Genomic DNA, 16,698 nt, shown 5'->3' on the forward strand with positions numbered 1-16,698 from the left:
CAGTAAGACCCCGACAGCCTGACTATGAACACTCAAGCTAAAGCCAGTTATAAAGTTCGTAATTGGCACTCTTACGACGCGGCGCTCAAGCAGCGAGGTAGTCTGACTTTCTGGGTGAATGAGGAAGTAATTGAACAATGGCGCAATGAAAAAAAGACAGGACGGAAAGGAGCCTCCAATTATTATAGTGACGTGGCGATCGCTACGATGGGAACTGTACAATCGGTGTTTCACTTAGCAGGTCGGCAAACGGAAGGATTTTTGGAATCGCTGTTTATCTTAATGGGGGTTGAGTTGAAAGTGCCAGATCACTCCACCCCATGCCGTCGTTTGAGCAAATTATCGGTGGAACTGCCCGTAATCCCAAAGGATGAGGCAATCCATCTTGTAGTGGATTCAACTGGGATAAAAGTGTATGGTGAAGGAGAATGGAAAGTTCGCACACATGGGGTAGGTAAACGACGGACGTGGCGGAAGTTGCATCTGGGAGTTGATCAAGGAAGCGGAGAGATTTTGGCTGCGGTGGTAACTACTAATGATATAGCTGATTGCGAGGTACTACCCGACTTGTTGGAGCAGATTGACTCCAATATTGAACAAGTATCTGGTGATGGCGGTTATGACACATTTAACTGTTACAATACAATCACTCAACGCCAAGCCAAAGCAGTAATTCCACCTCGCAGTAACGCTCAGATTCAACAGCCTAATAACTCTGAACTACCTCCACATCAAAGAGATGAAAATTTGCGTCGGATACATCAAATTGGTCGCCAACAATGGAAGCAAGAAAGCAGATATCATCGACGTTCTTTATCTGAAACAGCTATGTTTAGACTCAAAATTATTTTTGGGGGTAAGCTAAAACGGCGCTTTTTTGACAATCAAGCTGTTGAGTTATTCTTGCAATGTGCTGCACTTAATCGCATGATTCAATTAGGTAAACCAGATAGTTATAAAGTGGAAAAATAATCATTCACTCTGCTAAGATTTAGTGTGTCTTTTTCCTGTTTCATGCAACAAAGCCGAACATAACTATCGGCGAATTAGCATTTGGGCAAGCTTTTAGAACCAAACGATTAATTACAATTGTGATGGCTACGCCGACCAAAGGTACGCGGTATCCGATTGATTTAATTGTGGAATATTCTGTCAGCTAAAATCCAGAAAGTGTATCCTTGTAGTAAAAGCAAACGTCTATGCAAGTTACATTTGACTTACCTGATGAAGTTGTCAATCAGCTTCAACCCTTTGCAGACAAACTGCCTCAAATCCTAGAGTTAGGGTTACGAGAATTGAATGCGATCGCTCAGTCAGGATTTTCAGGTATGGCTGAAGTTGTAGAATTTCTGGCAAGCCTACCCACTGCTGAAGCTATTATTGCCCTGCGTCCCTCTGAATCCCTGCAAGCTCAAATTAACACTCTCCTAGAAAAAAATCGGACGGTAGGTTTAACCGCAACAGAAGAGCAGCAATGGCAGGGGTATCAATATTTAGAGCATATTGTCAGAATGGCTAAGGCTAGAGCCTTCTTGAAGATCAAAGAAGCTGACGCAGAATGAGTAAAACCTATATTCCTGTAGCTCTCCGAAGACAGGTTTATGAACGGGCAAAAGCTTGTTGTGAGTATTGTCTGATTCCTGATGTCGCTACCTTTGCGCCTCATGAGATTGACCACATCATTGCGGAAAAACATAGTGGACGGACTGAAGCGGAAAATTTAGCCCTATCCTGTACTCTGTGCAATAAGCACAAAGGAAGTGATCTCGCCTCTGTCGATCCAGAAACCGGAAAAATTGTACCCTTGTATCATCCTCGCCAAGACATCTGGCATGAACATTTTCGCCTGAGTGGGTCTGAATTTGTGCCTTTACAGCAATTTTCAGGTAATTGAACCACATATTCAGATAGACTGAAGAGATAGCATTGTTTAAATAGATGCCAGTATCTTACTCAAAGGATTTGCGTGAGCGTGTGATTAGGGCTTGGGAAGCAAAAGAAGGCTCTCAACGTCAATTGGCGCAAAGATTTAAGGTTAGCTTATCATTTGTGCGAAACCTACTGCGTCAATATCGGACAAATGGACAAATCGAGGCGAAACGACGTGGAGGATACCAAAAGCCGACAATAGTTAACGAACATCTATCGTTTATCCAGTTTTTGGTTGAGGGAAAAAATGATTTGTTACTCAGAGAATTATGCGATCGCTATGCAGAACATACAGGGATAAATGTGAGTATCACAACAATGCACCGTGCTGTAGAAAAATTAGGCTTACGTGTAAAAAAAAAAGTCTTTATGCCAGCGAGCAAGATAGCCCACGAGTGCAAGAGCTAAGGCACGATTATCGGCGAAGTTTAGATAAAATTGATGTCCGAAACCTCTTATTTGTCGATGAAGCCGGATTAAATTTATCAATGACAAGGTTGTTCGCCAGAGCAGTAGATGGCGAAAGAGCAGTTGGTAGTATTCCTGGAAATAAAGGTGGAAAAGTTTCTTTAGTGGGTGCTTTGAACCTTGATGGACTGGTTGCAGCAATGACCGTGCCAGGAAGCATAAATACTGAGGCATTTGTTATTTATGTCACTCAAGTCTTAGCACCTCAGTTGTGGAAAGGAGCTATTGTAGTCATGGATAACCTGAAAGTTCATCACGCCGAACGTGTCAAAATTGCAATTGAGTCTGTCGGTGCAAAAGTCAAGTTTTTGCCCCCCTACTCTCCAGATTTATCTCCTATAGAATTATGTTGGTCGAAACTCAAGCAATTTCTCCGTTCCTGTGAAGCACGCACGCTCGAATCACTCGACCAAGCAATGGCTCTTGCTGTCAATTACATTACCGAAGAAGATGCCTTCGGTTGGTTCAATCACTGTGGTCTATTTACCTGAAAATTGCTGTAAATATCTGCCCATTAAAAAATAGATTTCAACTTATAAATATAGCTGAAATTCCGACCTTTTTTTGTAAGTTCTCTCAATTAATAATCTTTACCTCCCCTCGAATTTTGACATTTTTAACTAGAATTTCCTTTTGTGAGCGGGATATATTCGGCAAGAATAAATAAGAAAAACTCCGACCAACTTTTAAACCAAATAAATTTTAATAAGGTACGAATATCATTAAAAAAACTAGTCCGAGTTGCTAATAGCTCACGAACTTTTTGATAAGTATAATTAACTAAATCTAAAACAGTATGGAATAAAAAAGCTAGTAAATTTAAAGACAATAAAAATTCGCACAGATGATTTTGACCATGACCAAAGTTATGCTCTAAATTGTAACCGTGATTTTTTAGAACGTTATTACCTTCATTCTCAACTTTCCACCTACTGCGTCCAGCTTTGACAATTTCCTCAACATTATTGAGAGTGATTTTATGATTAGTGATCCAATTATTTCTGTAGATAATTTTCTGTGTTTTCTCATTAATAACAGTTACTTCACACCAATTAGCTTCAAGACTTGAGTCTCCATCTCGTAGCGGAACTCTAGAAGCATAACGATAACGATAAATTAGATTTTTTCGCCCATCCCATTGTTTCTTTTCAACAGTTGTAACTTCTCCACTTCTTTCTAAGAATTCTAGCCATTCATATAAAGTTTTGTGTGACGTTTCTAGGCAAACAAAAATGAAATTATAACCTTGTTTTAGTGCTAATTGACAAATAGGTTGCCGAGAATACAAGTCATCTCCTAAAATGGTTACAGGATAGCCATACTTATTTTGATGATTCTTATTTAACCATCTTTTAACAGCCGCATTTTCACAATCTTATTTTTGATGCCCATCTTGTTTTTTAATAAATTCTGGTTCGTAGTTTTTCACTTGTTTTTGATTAGGAGAAACCATAACAGGTGTGACACAGCCATGAAAATAAGTTGTAGTTCCATTTCGATGATGACGACAATTACAATGAGAGCAATTAATTTTCTTAGATGAGAAATATTCTGTGCCATCTAAGGCGATTAAAATTTCTCCATCTAAGTAGAGAAACTTTTTCAAAACTCCATTTAACTTTAACCATTGATAGACTTTTTCAAAAGAATTAAATATTCTGGTAGCAGGAACTGGATCTAACAAATTTCTTATTTGATTATCACTGGGAATTATCTCAATTGAAAATAAACTTTCAGCATTATCTTTTCCCTTAGAAGCTATTCAAGTTGCAGACCGTTTTCACTTATTGCAGAACTTATCTCAAACGCTCTATCAAGTCTTTGGTATGAATACCAAAGTACGTAAAAGTTGTGGAAAAACAAGTATTTAGTACTGATACTAAAGTGCATTTAGAGGTGGAAACATCACTAATTGAAGGCATTCGGGAATTGGATGAGGATACATACCCCACACAATTGCAGACCACTGAAATTCAAAACGAGTGTGGCGATGTTAAACCCTTTTTGGCAGAGAATACAGACGGATTGACTGTACAGGAAAACCCTCAAACCAACATTCTGCCGTCTGCCGTCTGCTCTCTGCCTTTCCCCGATAACCTTTCCATGATTGCTGAGACTAATAAGAGTCCAGTTGTGCCAAGGTTTCCCCAAAACACATCTTTAAAAAGAAAAGTTCAATCCGCCAAAGCACGGGATAGACGGAGGGAAATCCATGAGCAAGTTTGGAGACTGCGGTCTATTGGCTTATCAGGGCTAGCAATCGCTCAAGAGCTGGGAGTTTCTAAAACTACCGTATTCAATTACTTGCGTAGCTCAACTTTTACCGAACGTCGTGAACGTAGCGACCACGGTCTGAGTCTTCTCAACCCTTATCATGATTACCTCCTCAGTTGCCAAGAACCATCTTATCCTTTAAGTGACATAGACCTCAGAAAAGTTATGCTTCCAAGCAGAGATGAACAAAAATATTGGTTTCCCCTAAAAGAACTAGGTTGAGCATGATTTATCAAATCATTATTATCGTGGTATATCAATTTTCATAACCGAGTTCCTTTCGAGTTTTAAATAAGGCATTTTGAAAAAATTGATCCCGTGTATATCCTGGTTTTGTTAAAAGTTTCCTAATTTGAGCAAGGGTAGGTTCTTTTCCCTGCTTATGAAGCTTATAAATAGCTTCATTCATTTCATGAATCACTTGATTTCTCTTCTCTAATGTGCAAGCGTTTCGATATTCTTTGTGACGCTTGGAGATTTGATGACAAAGCTCAGGAAAGAGTTTATACAACGTGGGACTGTTATTTATCTCAAGTCGTTTGATAAGAGATTGCATTGAAGGAGGAGGATTTTCTATCAGTCCTGCTTCCAAGAAATGTCTCATTTTTAAAGAATACTTACTAATGGTTTTCACATATTCAGCATGACGCAATTTGAGTATTTGATGTAGTTCAGGACAATAATTTTTGAGAGACTGACGGGAGCATTTAAGGCGTTTAGCAACTTCTGTGAGACTCGGAGGTGCTTCTTCACCAAGAGCTTCTGTAAGAACTTGTTGAATTTTTATCTTGTCTAATTTTGTTTGTTTTGGTTTATTATCTTGGTCTTGGACTTTGACAAATGGCTGAGAATTAACCTGGAGTTTACCAATAAGAGTATTGATATCTTCCGTAAAGAATTTCAATGGCGATACTTGTAAGGCAGATGTAATTTGTAGTAGCTTATCAATTCTGGGAATTCGTTTTTTATAAATGTAAGCAAATATATTTCCAGGATCAATAGCAATAAAACGAGTAAATGTCGCTATCTTCCCTTTAGTTATATTATTAGCACTAAAATAAGCATTGAGAACCTGAGCAGTTCTGTCCCTCGTTGGCAGAGAAGATAGATGAGGAGCAGCAGCAATTAACTCGCCGATACTTATTGTTACATATTCATGCCACTTAATATTATCTTCGTATATGCTTTGAGGACAGGTTTTAATTGATGAGGAAGATCCTAACCACTTGCCACATTGTGAACAGTAACCAGGTTGCATTTGCTTTACAATTATCGGGAGCATCTTCTGGCAATGAGGACACTCCTCAAGTAAGTATTGGCAATGGTGAAGACAAATTTTAACTGGATGAAGAAACCAAAGTAGGGGAGTATACAAAGGTTTTTTATTCATCTGCCATTCTTCATAGCAAACTGGACACCAAGCTTGATGGCCACGAAATAGTTGATGATAAGTAGTAACCTCAGACCAAGAAAGCATAGTGAGAAAAGATAAATCATTACGTAAAGTTAAAGCTTCTAGTTGTTGAGATAATTTAGTGGTAATTAATCCTAATCCATTGAAAGATTTTAAATTCTGAGGTAATCTAAGTAATCGGTAAATTAATTGGCTATAATCAGATAAATCTTTTCTTTCAAAATGCTTGAGAATGTTGGGATGAAGTAGCTTGTTTACAGTCACACAATGAGCTTGAGATAAACGAATTATATAACTGGTCAAACTTTCACAATCAGGTGTTCCAATTCCAATTGGCTCTAAAGAATATAAACGGCTACATTCGGAAATTTCCGGTGGGTGTAATTCTAACGATTCATAAATACTTAATTTCTTATACTTCATGAGTTTCAATCCCTACGGAATCCCGTTGAGGTTTACGTGGACAAAACCTCCTGAATCATCAACGTATTTATATATACCAAAGATATCTGGAGTAAATGCAGAGATAACACAGCTAATTCTTGGTCGGACAAACGATTAGTAGCAATCTCCCCACCCTTGCCATAAAAAATAAAACTGTTAGCACTATTCCAGTTCTCCACGACATTTAGTCCAGCATTTATCTCTTGTCGCAGTTCAACCGAATGCAGGTATTTACATAAAAATATAGTTTTTACAGCCTTGCCCAATTCGGATAATGCTTGATAAGTAGGGTGTAATAAATTACCCCTAGTAAAACGCTTTAAGATGGCTTCAGTTTCCGCCATACCCAAACGCAGAGCAGTAGCATACTTAACCATTTGGTCGTATTGTTGGCGAATTAAATCCCAATTAATAGCGCGAGTTAAAATCGGTTGCAAGTTTGGATAAGCATCATTATTTCCAGTTGACGGACGGTATAATTTCTGAACATTGATACGTTTAAGACGCGGCATTAACTGAAAACCCAGTAAAGAGTATTTTTGGGGAGAAATATCTAAAAGTTTGGCAACATAATCAACAACATTTTTGGATATTTCTTGATTATTTTCAGGGAATCTGGCATAAATCTCAAAAAACTTGAGCAATATAGCAAAACCTAACCGATTTTCGTCATTTTTCTGATTCAGTAGTGCTAATTCTTCTGGGAGTAGCGTCCAATACTCTACTAATTCTTCTGGCTGCCAGGTTTTTTTCATTAAGTCTCACTCTTCAACCAAACAGTATTCTATCTTCTTTGGGGTAAGAATCTTTAACTGAGATAAAATGCTGTTTCTCTGTGAAAAACATACTGGAACTGAGTAATTCTATATAATTGCCTTAAAGGTCAGCTTTTTGGTCAGAATTAATTAGTATATTCAAGGCATGACGTGCGGCTGATTCTGATTTCTGTGAGGTGACTTTAGCGTAACGTAAAGTTGTCTGAATGCTTTCATGTCCCATTAACGAGCATAATTCTTCAATACGTAAAAGTCCGAGGGTCAGTTCATAGGTTTCTCTAGTACTGGGTGCTAGACCAGGACGCTCTAAAAATTCGGTCGTGACAGTGGCTAAAGTTACAGCCGATTTCACGGTTGTTTCTGTATTCTCTCGCTTGGTTTTTTATTGATAAATTATATATCTTTTGAGCAGTTAACTAACAGCTTTTTATGGATACTTTTAAAACTCCTCAGCCATCTGAATCTCTGTCCAGTTATGTATCGCGGATCAGGAAGAAACTCAATTTAACTCAGTTTCAGTTGGCGGATGCTGCTGGTATACATGGACGCTCTATCTGGAAAATTGAGCGGGGACTTACGGTTAAAATTAATCGTAGGACACTTCAAGGGTTAGCGATCGCGCTTGGCGTGCCTCAAGAATATTTGGATGCTCTGATCAAGGGTGAGGAACCCGCATTTCTCACAAGCAGTGCGTAGCTTGCCGCCGTAGGCATCGCTATGACCAAACCTTTATCAGGCTTAGATTTTGAGCGTTTTAGACACTGCATGAATTACAGCAGTATGTGAACGGGGTATTTTATCTCAAGTCTAAATGGCATAAGCGTTTTGGGCTACTCGTTTAAACCTTTGTGAGAAATCCGGGAGGAAGTATCTCAGGTTAGAGGGGTTAAGTTTTGTCCCCAATGTTGGAATCCTGGCGCTGCAGTTGACCCTATGTGGGGTCATGTCAAAGCCAAGTTTTGTTATCTCTGCGGTACACCGATTCGAGCTAACTGCGCGAATTGCGGTGAGTTGGTGTTGTCTTTGAGACACCGATTTTGTCCAATTTGTGGCTGTGCTTATAAAACGCCCGTCAAAAACGCTAAAATCCAATGAGCTACTCTTTTTTCTCAAACCCATACTCCACAATACTTTCAGGCTATCTTGCCCCTGGTAACAGCTTTGCTATATTTACCCCTGTTTGTCGAGGATAGTGATTGTCTCGATGCCGCAATATACGTTGACATCCCGAACACCTCTGCTTCTCTGTCCGATTGCAGATTTGTTAATGCAAACGTAATTAGCTTACTGTCTGTTTGGAAAGTTGAAGGTTTACAAATCGCATTTCCTATTGAGCTTGCCTGCCAGTACTGTAGTCGTAAGCGTATATAATTGAGCGCCTTCTCAACATTCTCATCCTCATAACCTAAATCAATACAATCGGCTTGGAAAAACTGTTCCATATCAACTAGAGTCGGCGTGTTATCCCACTCTGGCGTTCCGATTCCTGCTGAGTGTGCCAACTCAAAACGTCGCTCTATATCTGCATTTTCGTAAAAAGCTTTTGTCCCTAAAGGTATCAACGATTCTATTGTTTGAGCAAGAAACCCGTCAAACTGCTGTGAACCCAAAACCAACTGCAACACTATTAGATTTACATCATTGCGATGTGCTTTTACCCTGTCCTCTCTTTGTTCTAATGGAATTTTTGATAAATCTAGCGGCTGAACAATATTATTTGATTGTCTGGAGATATCAAAGTAGAATCCGTTGTAGTATGGCGTAAAGTCTCCAAATGTTCCTGAACCGTCATCGTTTGGCAGATCGATAATTAATATTGACATATCTTTTGCCAAGCACTCCGCAATAATTGACGATACTAATACTGATTTCCCACTCCCTGTAGTACCAATAATCATTACATTCTTCGTTTTTGCGAAATCTATCTAAACTGGTGAGTGCGCTTCATCCGCAATCAATTCAAAGCCTTTTTCATCGGCTTTCATATTCTGTATTACTGGCGTTAATCCGATTATCTCGCTCGTGAAAAATGTTGTCCGTCTGTTGTAAGGGCTTGTTAGTTGTGGTTTTTGTTTTATCAGTAAAGTATCTAACCAGATAGACCATGCATACTGGGTTTCCCGTATTAACTCCGTTGGCTGGTTTATATAACCTGAAATCAGTCTGCAAGCATCATCAATTTCTTCTAAGGAGTTGCGGTATACAAGAACAATTAATGCTAGATTTTCTGGCACATCACCTGTGTATAACTGCTTTTGTGCATTTACCGACCATTCAGTATTAATCTGTGATGCTACGTCGATAGTTTTTTTGCTGGCACTTATTTCCGCATGACGCGAACGCCTAGTTATTAATTGTTGAGTTAGCCTAGTCAGTTTTTGATCGGCTGGGCTGATTTCTGTGATGATTTCAACATCATAAATCACTTCACGCGAAAACACAGTTACTTATTTATGCGGACATTTGAAATAGCGTTAAAAATAATTCCGCGCATTGGTGATGAAAAGAAACGCCTGACTGAAGAAAAAGCGTTATTAGATTTGTGGTTGGCTATGGATGAAATCAAAGCGAAAGTGTCTTATCTGCAACCTGAGCTATCCTTAAATTATGGACAAATGAGTTTGAATTTAGAGATTGATGATTGAGGGCTGTTCACCATTAACAGACAACTGTCAACCGTCAACTAATAATTACAGGAGATAATCAAATATGAAGGTTAGAGGGATAAAACGTGGTCAAAACATCGAAATATTAGAAGAACTCAATAATATTCCAGATGGGACAGAGATAATCATAGACGTAGAATTTATTGCCAATCAAATTATAGAACCACAACCACCATTAACGAACGAGGAGAGACTAGCTAGACTAAATCAATTATTTGGTGTCCATTAAAGAATTATTTGTCAGTTTTAAATAATTAGTGTCCAAACGCTCGATTTTTTAGCTCTGTGCAATTTAAATCAGTTATCAGTTATCAGTTATCAGTTATCAGGCGTATGGTGGGGGATTTAGACCCGCCACCAACGCATTCCACCTGGAGGTGGGGGACTTAAACCCAGGGATAAATAGATCACTGATAACTGTTTACTGTTCACTGTTCACTGTTAAATGATGGTCTAGCTATGTAAATCCAGTTTTTTAAAATTAATGTCCCTTTCACTTACAACAAAGGCCCTCATTATCCACTCAAGCTTTTCCAGTAAAATCGCCCTATGGCTTCCCGAGCGAGTTTCTGACACTATACTTTCAGTAGATCGAAAACTTTTGGAAGTTGACGAAACAATGAGGGTTTCAGCCGTCGGTTTTGGGACTAGCAATCATAGCCAGTTGCGATCGCTCTTAAGTCTGCCTAGAACAAAAGTTCTTGAAACGCTCCTTAGAAGCTGATTTCGGCTCCTGCTATTCCAAAGCCCAGATCAAGGACTGGTAACGCTTCTGGAAAACTTTTCGGTCTACTGACTTTGGGGAATGGCTGATACTAAGCCTAAGCGATGGCGTACTCGCTCTTTTCGGTGGCGATCGCTGCGCCACGAGATAACCGCAATAGTCAATACCTTAGAGACTATTTATAAGGGACTTCCAAAGAATAAATTAATCAACAAAAATCAAGAATACACGCTTAAACAATAATGATAATCATTTTAAGGGGGGAGAAAGCGGTTGCTGAAGGCAACCGCTTTCTCCCCCCTTAAATATCCATTAAAAGCTTTGCACTCTGTAGCAAATTTCAGGTGCATGATAATAATTAGTATTGATTATTTTGACAGCTTCAACCTTTTATAAAAATGGACTCTAATTAGGTTACTCCACCACAGATATCAATAAACCAATTTCCGAGATTGGGAAATTTTTCATTTGTAGAATTGGTTAGACGCTGGATTTGACTTTCGATGGCTGACATAGCTTTCTTAGTAAGCTTAACTCCGATAGAGTAAGTTTGAGTTACTAACTTTACAACTGGATGTTTACCTTTCCATCTCATGTTTTCAGCAAATTTTAAAGCCGTCTCTACCTCATCTATAACGCTGCCATTCCAAGACTTTTCTAAGATCCCCCATGTTCGTTCGATTGGATTATACTTGCTGTGATATGGGGGATAGTAAGCTAAACGTATGTTAAGTTGATATTGATGAGCAAACTCGATTATACGTTTCATGAATTGTGTACGTCTAGAATTATTTTCTCCACCATTATCTTGGTTAAGAACAAGTGTTTTTATATCTGCAAATCGCCAACTCTCGCTTTTCCAAAAATCTGCTAAAATATCAACAATAAAATCACTTGTCACCTTCGATTCTGTAAAGTATAAAAATAGTTCATCTAACTCTGGAAGGAAGATACCATAGGGTTTTACAGTTGTTTTTGGATCATAATCATGGTCTTGAGTCTCCGTTGGAACTCGATTTCTACCTCCACGGTCAAAGTCGCCAATATTTACACGAGCTTTGGCATCAAGACTTAGACGTAAAACGCTTTCATCATCTTTAGCTGATTGATTAAAAGAGTGCTAATTGCTCAAAAATTGCGTCCGTTTCTGGAATTTTTTTTGAGGTAAAACTTTTGCTACTCGTTTGAGTCTATAACCTAAATAATTCAATTTGAGGCGAATTGTTTCTTCAGTTGGTAACTCTTCTTTACTATACCCAAGTTTTTCAATTAATAGCCTTCTTACAACACTAGCCGTGAGGCGTGTATATAGTCTTTGGCTTTTAAAACTTGGGTCAGTTTGGCTTTGGGAATCAACTAAGTTTTTGATATCTTCTAACAGATGTGGTAAATGTTCCTCTGCCTTATTACGCCCCTTCGCACTCATATTATCTACACAAGTAATGCCACTAGTTAATTCTTTAATCCCTTTACGAATCGTATTTCTATCCCATCCTAATTCCTGTTGAGCCAGTAGTTGCCCTCCGTGGCCTAATTCGATAACAGTCTGCGCTTGAAAACGCCGTCTGGCAGCACCTTTTAATTGAGTTGCTGTTTCTTGGAGCAGATTTTTCAGTGAATCAGTTAATTGTATTGACACTTCAAATACCCAAAAATTTGAATCTAAGTTAAATTTACTACAACTTGGGGGAGAGAGGAGCAGCCAATGGCTGCTCCTCTCTCCCTCTTCAAAATGATTATTATTCTATTTATTGCTGATTTTATTTTTTGGAAGTCCCTTACACCGTTGACTACCTCTGGTTCTTCAATCCCCACAGCTTCCAGAATTGTGGGAGCAATATCAATTACATGATGGAATTGGCTTCGCAGTCCACCACGATTTTTGATGCGTTGGCGAAGCCCGCCGGAGGCATCGCCCCAAGCCACAACTAAACCATTGCGGGTTCCGCCGAAATGAGAAGCAATTTGTTTTGTCCATTGGAAGGGGCTATCTACTGCCCAAGCCCAAGCTGCATGAAAATGATTGAAGGTTTTTGGCCCACCTAAATCTTCTATTGCCGCGAGAACTTCTTGAGGACTTTCTGCTACGCCATTAAAGACTTTTAATTCATTAACACTACCTGTTAAACCGCCTTCAGCACTCGCACCATTATCACCGGCGATGAAAAAGACTAAGGTGTTATCCAATTCACCCAGTTGGTCTATGGCATCAATCACTCTACCAATTTGTGCATCGGTATGGCTGAGGAAACCTGCAAATACTTCCGCCTGACGCGCATAAACTTTCTGCTCGGTGGGAGTGAGGGAATCCCAAGCCGGGAGTTCTGCCGGGCGAGGAGTGAGCTTAGTATCGGCGGGAATTACACCCAAGGCTAGCTGACAAGCAAAGATATCTTCGCGTAATTTATCCCAACCTCGATCGAATTTACCCTTGTACTTGTCGATCCATTCCTTGGGCGCATGGTGTGGGGCATGGGTACCGCCAGTGGCAAAGTAGGTAAAGAAGGGTTTATCTGGAGCGATCGCTTGCTGAGTACGAATCCACTTAATTGCATGGTCTGCTAGATCGGGGGTGAGATGATAATCAGGGCGATTTGGTTTCTGAATATGTTGGGTATTTTCCACCAAAGCTGGACTCCATTGATTAGTATCACCGCCCAGAAATCCATAGAAGTACTCAAAACCTAAACCTGTTGGCCAGCGATCAAATGGGCCTGCTGCACTGGTTTCATAGTCTGGGGTATTGTGCCATTTGCCAAAAGCGGCTGTGTTATATCCATAATCTCGCAATACTTCAGCGATCGTTGCCGCACTTCTAGGTAAAATCGCTGTATAACCTGGATAGCCTGTGGCTAACTCCTCAACCACACCTGTATTCACAGAATGATGATTGCGTCCCGTGAGCAATGCGGCTCTGGTAGGAGAGCAAAGTGCTGTAGTGTGGAATTGGTTATAACGCAATCCCCTTTCTGCTAGACGGTCTAAATTAGGCGTATCGATCAGACCGCCAAAGGTGCTGGTTTGTCCAAAACCGACATCATCAAGCAACACCAGCAACACGTTTGGTGCATTTTCTGGAGCCTTAATAGGTTTGGGGAAGTCTGGTTCGGATTCTTTGTAAGTAAGGCCAATTTTGCCTTTAAAAGATGGTTGGGGTAATGGCAATTTGTCGCCATAGTCCGCCCAAGCAGGTAGAGGTAAGAGACTAGAAAATATTAGCGTTAGGGCTGTCAAAAAGGCGATTCTCCTTCGGAGACGCTGCGCGAACGCACCAGAAGTTAACTTCAGAGATGCATACAAAGAATCTCTCTTGTGAGGATCAGTCATACAATTTTGGATTTTAGATTTTGGATTTTGGATTTATAGGTAGTGTGCTGTCAGGCAAATTTTTAACTAGCCGAAACCCGATATGAGTAGTTCCCGTATCGGGTGATTCTGACTCCCGCGCCGCCGGACGGAAGCGGCTACAGTAATTGGGAGCGCAGAGATACGATCCCCCCTTGATGACGTGTAACTCTGGTTCATCGGGCTTATTGGGATCAAAGCTTTGATTTAAGACAATAGGATTAATTTGATCGGATTTGCGATCGCGTCCGACTTGAAAGAAATCAGTAGTCCATTCCCAAACATTGCCGGTCATGTCATAGAGTCCATAACCATTGGGTGTAAAAGAACCGACAGGAGCAATGCCCAAGTGACCATCGGCTTTGGTGTTGAAAAAGGGAAAAATTCCTTGCCAAGTGTTGGCTCTATGTTCAGAATATTCATTGCCCCAAGTGTATGTTGCACCATTCAAGCCACCACGCGCGGCGTATTCCCATTGCGCTTCGGTAGGTAAGAATTTTCCAGACCATTTGGCGTAGGCTAGAGCATCTTCGTAAGCTATGTGAACAACTGGATAGTTGGATTTGCTAGCGATAGCACTGTCTGGCCCAAAGGGATGTTGCCAATTCGCGCCAGTAGTCCAATGCCACCAACTCAGAAATGAAATTTGCTTGACACCTGGTTTTGCCATCTCAAATACTAGGGAACCTGGTAATAGCTGCTCATCGGGTAAATCGGGAAACTGTTCTTGAGATAAGGGACGCTCTGCAACTGTCACATATCCTGTGGCTTTGACAAATTCACCAAATTGTGCATTTGTTACCTCATATTTATCAATACAGAAGTCAGTCACCGTTACATCTCCAGGCGATCGCTCTTCCACAAAACTGGAATTATCAGACCCCATTTTGAACGTTCCTCCTGAAATCATCGCCATACCTTGGGGACAGGGATTGACTGTGGCTGCCAATGCGGTTGTATTGATGAATAAGAGTGCGATCGCTATTCCCTGAATGAATATTAGTGTGAGAAAGTAATGTTTTTTTCCATCTCTAATATTCTCAATTTTGCTATTTTTAATTAAATGCCTGTAGTTCATCAATAAGATTCAACTTTTATTCAAACTTATATTATTTTTTTTGATTTTAGATGAACAATCCCCCTTTTCGTTGTATTTTTCGGTAATCTATTTCTTGCATTACATTATCTGTTATCGAAAAAATCGCCGTGAATCAGTTTCAGATTAAAAGGAGCGACATTTAATTTTTGACGAAACTGATCGAGCATTTCTTGAGAAGCATCAATTCCTGTCACAGAATAACCCCGTTTGACAAGAGGAATAACATTTAACCCTGTGCCAACACCTGGTTCTAAAAAAGAGGTTTTAGGCGTGGCACAAGTCAGCTTAAGAATAAAGTCGGCGACTTCCTCTGCGATTGATTCTGTTAGCCAGCGTGTTTGGTCATAGATTTGTGCAATATAGTCATAGTAGTTGGATTTTTTCATATTTATACGGTTTAGTCGGGCTATACCTATGTATATCTGTTCTACTGCATTTTTTTTCATAAAGCCCCATTTCTGGGACTTGTAAATCCGAGGCAATATCAACAGGATGGTTGAGTATCGATACTGTAAATTTATTTGGGTATTGGCGCGGCGTGAGCGGCGGACATCCTATAATTGGCGGCACTTGGCAGAGCGACTGATGGCTGAAACACCTCCTGGAATGCAGCGTCTCCGATACCTGGCTAGCATTTTCCCCGTAGCGCGAGATGTCGATGCCGAACCAGAAAACTTCATCGCACGGATTGAGGATTTGCTGGACGAAGCAGCAGCAGACGGAGCCATCTTGGTAGAAGTCCGTTTTGGTAACGAAGCGGTACTAAGACCAGACTTTATGGGATTGTTTCGAGAAGCCGAGCGTCGTGTTCAGACGAGATATCCGCAGATCCGCGCCGAAGCAATTTTCACTTTTTTACTAGGACGGTTTGATCGCGATCGCCTTGAGCTACTTTTACAAGCTTGTATTCAGGCAGCAGATGAGGGGCTAGGCGGTATAGATTTCCTGTACGAACCGTATGACACCGAGGCGGATTGGACAACTGCCTATCATATTGCGGAGCGAGCTGCTGCGGTGGGGCTAGGTATTACCGCGCACGCAGGCGAATTCTCCACCGCCAATATTGCTGCTGCTCTGCGCGTCCCTGGACTGACCAGGATCGGTCACGCAACACAGGCTGTTCGTGACCCGCACTTGTTAGAACTGCTGGCGACGAGCGGCGTTACCGTTGAGTGTTCCCTTAGTTGTAACGTTGTTTTGGGAGCCGTCGCTTCTTATACAGAGCATCCGGTTCGGCAGCTTGTGGAGTCTGGTATTGCGATCGCCCTTTGTACAGATGATCCTGTCCAAATCTGTACTACCATTGGGCGAGAGTATACAGTAGCTCATACCCTTGGTTTTTCTGCTGCTGAATTGCTTGCCATAACTCGTAATGCCATCAAGGTAGCATTTACATCATCAAAGCGACGAAACCAACTCCTAACCGAGTTGAGCCAATAGGGTGATGTTGATTCAGCTTGGGCATTAACTCAAAGTAGCATTTTGTCAAGCTAGTTTTGAGGGTTTTAGGATTAAACCTACAAATTGAGTCAAGTAAAACCAGGCTCTTATCTGCTAAT

Annotated in this window: 18 protein-coding genes and 4 pseudogenes; 12 read left to right on the forward strand and 10 right to left on the reverse strand. The window is 40.5% G+C overall.

Annotation, left to right across the window (positions count from 1 at the left end; genetic code table 11):
• Window positions 1-24: 24 nt before the first annotated feature.
• The 5 genes from CDC33_RS12400 to CDC33_RS12420 all read left to right on the forward strand — a co-directional run bounded on the left by CDC33_RS12400 (window position 25) and on the right by CDC33_RS12420 (window position 2,888).
• Window positions 25-972 (forward strand): IS5 family transposase, encoded by a 948-nt coding sequence (locus CDC33_RS12400; RefSeq protein WP_109008739.1) that lies wholly within the window; start codon window positions 25-27, stop codon window positions 970-972.
• A gap of 227 nt (window positions 973-1,199) precedes the next feature.
• Window positions 1,200-1,562: a hypothetical protein gene (locus tag CDC33_RS12405; protein ID WP_109008740.1), complete on the forward strand. Its 363-nt coding sequence runs from the start codon at window positions 1,200-1,202 to the stop codon at window positions 1,560-1,562.
• Window positions 1,559-1,894, forward strand: coding sequence for an HNH endonuclease (locus tag CDC33_RS12410; RefSeq protein WP_109008741.1), 336 nt, complete (start codon window positions 1,559-1,561; stop codon window positions 1,892-1,894). The genes CDC33_RS12405 and CDC33_RS12410 overlap by 4 nt, the downstream gene beginning before the upstream one ends.
• Window positions 1,895-1,938: 44 nt before the next feature.
• A complete protein-coding gene (locus CDC33_RS12415; RefSeq protein WP_244919209.1) occupies window positions 1,939-2,337 on the forward strand; it encodes a helix-turn-helix domain-containing protein in 399 nt (132 codons plus the stop codon).
• Window positions 2,268-2,888 carry an IS630 family transposase gene (locus CDC33_RS12420; protein WP_244919405.1) on the forward strand — a complete coding sequence of 207 codons (621 nt, stop codon included), beginning with the start codon at window positions 2,268-2,270 and terminating at the stop codon, window positions 2,886-2,888. Before CDC33_RS12415 ends, CDC33_RS12420 begins: the two co-directional genes overlap by 70 nt.
• 211 nt (window positions 2,889-3,099) lie before the next feature.
• On the opposite strand, the pseudogene CDC33_RS12425 reads toward CDC33_RS12420, so the two are convergent.
• Window positions 3,100-4,156: pseudogene (locus CDC33_RS12425) on the reverse strand (ISNCY family transposase); the annotation flags it as partial.
• Here CDC33_RS12425 and CDC33_RS40345 point away from each other — a divergent pair.
• Window positions 4,152-4,788, forward strand: a pseudogene (locus tag CDC33_RS40345) (ISL3 family transposase); the annotation flags it as partial. The pseudogenes CDC33_RS12425 and CDC33_RS40345 sit on opposite strands and share 5 nt — an antisense overlap.
• 139 nt (window positions 4,789-4,927) lie before the next feature.
• Here CDC33_RS40345 and CDC33_RS12435 read toward each other — a convergent pair.
• From CDC33_RS12435 to CDC33_RS40350, 3 genes and pseudogenes are all read right to left on the reverse strand, one after another.
• Window positions 4,928-6,508 carry a TniQ family protein gene (locus CDC33_RS12435; protein WP_109008743.1) on the reverse strand — a complete coding sequence of 527 codons (1,581 nt, stop codon included), beginning with the start codon at window positions 6,506-6,508 and terminating at the stop codon, window positions 4,928-4,930.
• A gap of 38 nt (window positions 6,509-6,546) precedes the next feature.
• A pseudogene (locus CDC33_RS12440) lies at window positions 6,547-7,284 on the reverse strand (Tn3 family transposase); the annotation flags it as partial.
• A gap of 121 nt (window positions 7,285-7,405) precedes the next feature.
• Entirely contained in the window at window positions 7,406-7,657 is a 252-nt protein-coding gene (locus CDC33_RS40350) for a hypothetical protein (protein ID WP_109008744.1), read from the reverse strand.
• 77 nt (window positions 7,658-7,734) lie between these two features.
• Between CDC33_RS40350 and CDC33_RS12455 the strand changes: the two genes are divergently transcribed.
• Window positions 7,735-8,001: a helix-turn-helix domain-containing protein gene (locus tag CDC33_RS12455; protein ID WP_244919211.1), complete on the forward strand. Its 267-nt coding sequence runs from the start codon at window positions 7,735-7,737 to the stop codon at window positions 7,999-8,001.
• 159 nt (window positions 8,002-8,160) lie between these two features.
• A complete protein-coding gene (locus CDC33_RS12460) occupies window positions 8,161-8,400 on the forward strand; it encodes a double zinc ribbon domain-containing protein (protein WP_280524447.1) in 240 nt (79 codons plus the stop codon).
• Between the two features lie 38 nt (window positions 8,401-8,438).
• Here the strand turns inward: CDC33_RS12460 and CDC33_RS40355 are convergent, their stop codons facing one another.
• Complete coding sequence (locus CDC33_RS40355) at window positions 8,439-9,203, reverse strand: helicase HerA domain-containing protein (protein WP_244919212.1); 765 nt, start codon at window positions 9,201-9,203, stop codon at window positions 8,439-8,441.
• A gap of 27 nt (window positions 9,204-9,230) precedes the next feature.
• Complete coding sequence (locus CDC33_RS40360; protein ID WP_244919213.1) at window positions 9,231-9,746, reverse strand: hypothetical protein; 516 nt, start codon at window positions 9,744-9,746, stop codon at window positions 9,231-9,233.
• A 12-nt stretch (window positions 9,747-9,758) separates the two neighbouring features.
• On the opposite strand from CDC33_RS40360, the gene CDC33_RS12470 reads away from it, so the two are divergent.
• The 3 genes from CDC33_RS12470 (at window position 9,759) to CDC33_RS38660 (ending at window position 10,938) form a co-directional block, all read left to right on the forward strand.
• Window positions 9,759-9,950 (forward strand): hypothetical protein, encoded by a 192-nt coding sequence (locus CDC33_RS12470; protein WP_244919214.1) that lies wholly within the window; start codon window positions 9,759-9,761, stop codon window positions 9,948-9,950.
• A gap of 64 nt (window positions 9,951-10,014) precedes the next feature.
• Window positions 10,015-10,200, forward strand: coding sequence for a hypothetical protein (locus CDC33_RS12475; RefSeq protein WP_109008745.1), 186 nt, complete (start codon window positions 10,015-10,017; stop codon window positions 10,198-10,200).
• A 576-nt stretch (window positions 10,201-10,776) separates the two neighbouring features.
• Window positions 10,777-10,938: a hypothetical protein gene (locus CDC33_RS38660; protein WP_181373986.1), complete on the forward strand. Its 162-nt coding sequence runs from the start codon at window positions 10,777-10,779 to the stop codon at window positions 10,936-10,938.
• Window positions 10,939-11,104: 166 nt separating this feature from the next.
• On the opposite strand, the pseudogene CDC33_RS12480 reads toward CDC33_RS38660, so the two are convergent.
• The 4 genes and pseudogenes from CDC33_RS12480 to CDC33_RS12495 form a co-directional block, all read right to left on the reverse strand.
• A pseudogene (locus tag CDC33_RS12480) lies at window positions 11,105-12,121 on the reverse strand (ISAzo13 family transposase).
• Between the two features lie 236 nt (window positions 12,122-12,357).
• Window positions 12,358-14,022 (reverse strand): arylsulfatase, encoded by a 1,665-nt coding sequence (locus CDC33_RS12485; protein ID WP_244919215.1) that lies wholly within the window; start codon window positions 14,020-14,022, stop codon window positions 12,358-12,360.
• Window positions 14,023-14,035: 13 nt separating this feature from the next.
• Complete coding sequence (locus CDC33_RS12490; protein WP_109008746.1) at window positions 14,036-15,118, reverse strand: formylglycine-generating enzyme family protein; 1,083 nt, start codon at window positions 15,116-15,118, stop codon at window positions 14,036-14,038.
• A gap of 104 nt (window positions 15,119-15,222) precedes the next feature.
• Window positions 15,223-15,585 (reverse strand): class I SAM-dependent methyltransferase, encoded by a 363-nt coding sequence (locus CDC33_RS12495; RefSeq protein WP_244919216.1) that lies wholly within the window; start codon window positions 15,583-15,585, stop codon window positions 15,223-15,225.
• 46 nt (window positions 15,586-15,631) lie between these two features.
• On the opposite strand from CDC33_RS12495, the gene CDC33_RS12500 reads away from it, so the two are divergent.
• The gene (locus CDC33_RS12500) at window positions 15,632-16,579 is read left to right on the forward strand and encodes an amidohydrolase family protein (RefSeq protein ID WP_109008747.1); all 948 of its coding nucleotides are present in this window, start codon (window positions 15,632-15,634) and stop codon (window positions 16,577-16,579) included.
• The last annotated feature ends 119 nt before the right edge of the window (window positions 16,580-16,698 follow it).

It is taken from the genome of Nostoc commune NIES-4072 (assembly GCF_003113895.1).
Taxonomy (GTDB): Bacteria; Cyanobacteriota; Cyanobacteriia; order Cyanobacteriales; family Nostocaceae; genus Nostoc; species Nostoc commune.

Bases quoted from the DNA above. Each gene is read 5' to 3' on its own strand.
- CDC33_RS12400 (WP_109008739.1), top strand. From the start codon at position 25: ATGAACACTCAAGCTAAAGCCAGTTATAAAGTTCGTAATTGGCACTCT.
- CDC33_RS12475 (WP_109008745.1), top strand. From the start codon at position 10,015: ATGAAGGTTAGAGGGATAAAACGTGGTCAAAACATCGAAATATTAGAA.
- CDC33_RS12470 (WP_244919214.1), top strand. From the start codon at position 9,759: ATGCGGACATTTGAAATAGCGTTAAAAATAATTCCGCGCATTGGTGAT.
- CDC33_RS12495 (WP_244919216.1), bottom strand. From the start codon at position 15,585: ATGAAAAAAAATGCAGTAGAACAGATATACATAGGTATAGCCCGACTA.
- CDC33_RS12415 (WP_244919209.1), top strand. From the start codon at position 1,939: ATGCCAGTATCTTACTCAAAGGATTTGCGTGAGCGTGTGATTAGGGCT.
- CDC33_RS12485 (WP_244919215.1), bottom strand. From the start codon at position 14,022: ATGACTGATCCTCACAAGAGAGATTCTTTGTATGCATCTCTGAAGTTA.
- CDC33_RS12405 (WP_109008740.1), top strand. From the start codon at position 1,200: ATGCAAGTTACATTTGACTTACCTGATGAAGTTGTCAATCAGCTTCAA.
- CDC33_RS40355 (WP_244919212.1), bottom strand. From the start codon at position 9,203: ATGATTATTGGTACTACAGGGAGTGGGAAATCAGTATTAGTATCGTCA.
- CDC33_RS38660 (WP_181373986.1), top strand. From the start codon at position 10,777: ATGGCTGATACTAAGCCTAAGCGATGGCGTACTCGCTCTTTTCGGTGG.
- CDC33_RS12490 (WP_109008746.1), bottom strand. From the start codon at position 15,118: ATGAACTACAGGCATTTAATTAAAAATAGCAAAATTGAGAATATTAGA.
- CDC33_RS12410 (WP_109008741.1), top strand. From the start codon at position 1,559: ATGAGTAAAACCTATATTCCTGTAGCTCTCCGAAGACAGGTTTATGAA.
- CDC33_RS12455 (WP_244919211.1), top strand. From the start codon at position 7,735: ATGGATACTTTTAAAACTCCTCAGCCATCTGAATCTCTGTCCAGTTAT.
- CDC33_RS12435 (WP_109008743.1), bottom strand. From the start codon at position 6,508: ATGAAGTATAAGAAATTAAGTATTTATGAATCGTTAGAATTACACCCA.
- CDC33_RS12500 (WP_109008747.1), top strand. From the start codon at position 15,632: ATGGTTGAGTATCGATACTGTAAATTTATTTGGGTATTGGCGCGGCGT.